The sequence below is a fragment of the Streptomyces silaceus genome (assembly GCF_001419745.1).
Taxonomy (GTDB): domain Bacteria; phylum Actinomycetota; class Actinomycetes; order Streptomycetales; family Streptomycetaceae; genus Streptomyces; species Streptomyces silaceus.
Genome location: NZ_LIRJ01000619.1, coordinates 1 through 497, shown reverse-complemented (window position 1 = coordinate 497; position 497 = coordinate 1). Strand labels below are relative to the sequence as shown.

Below are 497 nucleotides of genomic sequence, written 5' to 3'. Positions count from 1 at the left end.
CCGCGCCCCGCCCGAGGGTGGCAGCAGCCCGATCGCCCGATAGGCACCGTCCACCGTCGGCCTGGCCATCTCCCTGGCCCGCTCAGCACCATGCCGCAGCACCTCCTCCACGTACGAGGGATCCGCCACCAGTTCCTTGTGACGGTCCTGTACGGGCCTGAGGAGCTCCACCACGGCCTCGGCCGTGTCCTTCTTCAGTGCGCCGTACGACTCATATACACCGCTCAGCGCTTCCGGGTTCCCACCCCGGCACGCGGCGAGGATCTCCAGCAGGTTCGAGACGCCGGGCTTGGCCTCCCGGTCGTACGCGACCTCGCTGCCGCTGTCGGTGACGGCGCGCAGGATCTTCTTCCGCACCACGTCCGGCTCGTCCAGCAGATAGACGATCCCCGCGCCGGCCTCGTGGGACTTGCCCATCTTCGACGTCGGGTCCTGGAGGTCCATGACCCGCGCCGCCACCTTGGGCGGCGTGGCCCGCGGCACGACGAACGTCTGTC

At 69.8% G+C, this 497-nt stretch carries 1 protein-coding gene; it reads right to left on the bottom strand.

Annotated elements, in window-relative coordinates:
• Positions 1 to 497: tryptophan--tRNA ligase (locus AOK22_RS40505; protein WP_482255573.1), on the bottom strand; the 497-nt coding region annotated here is incomplete at both ends.